Origin of the sequence: Chromohalobacter sp. HP20-39, assembly GCF_033052815.1 — a bacterium.
Classification (GTDB): domain Bacteria; phylum Pseudomonadota; class Gammaproteobacteria; order Pseudomonadales; family Halomonadaceae; genus Chromohalobacter.
The window spans coordinates 1-379 of the sequence record NZ_JAWHTP010000269.1; the positions used below are offsets into that span (position 1 = coordinate 1).

The window sequence follows — 379 nt, forward strand, 5'->3', positions numbered from 1 at the left end:
GTCGATCCTGCAGCCAGATCTGTCGCACGCGGGCGGCATTACCGAATGCGTGAAGATCGCCGCCATGGCGGAGGCCTACGATGTGGCGTTGGCGCCGCATTGCCCGCTTGGGCCGATCGCGCTCGCCGCCTGCCTGCACGTCGATTTTGTGAGCTGGAATGCCACGTTGCAGGAGCAGAGCATGGGCATCCACTACAACAAGGGTGCCGAATTGCTCGATTACGTGCGCAACAAGGCCGATTTCGCGCTGGAAGGCGGCTATATCCGCCCGCCGCGCCTGCCGGGCCTGGGCGTGGACATTGACGACGCGCTGGTCCTCGAGCGCAGCAACGAAGCCCCCGACTGTCGCAACCCCGTGTGGCGCCACGCCGACGGTTCC

At 65.7% G+C, this 379-nt stretch carries 1 protein-coding gene; it reads left to right on the forward strand.

Annotated elements, in window-relative coordinates; all coding sequences use genetic code 11:
• A partial coding sequence (locus RVY79_RS17935; RefSeq protein WP_317465871.1) for an enolase C-terminal domain-like protein occupies nt 1-379 on the forward strand: 379 nt, incomplete at both ends.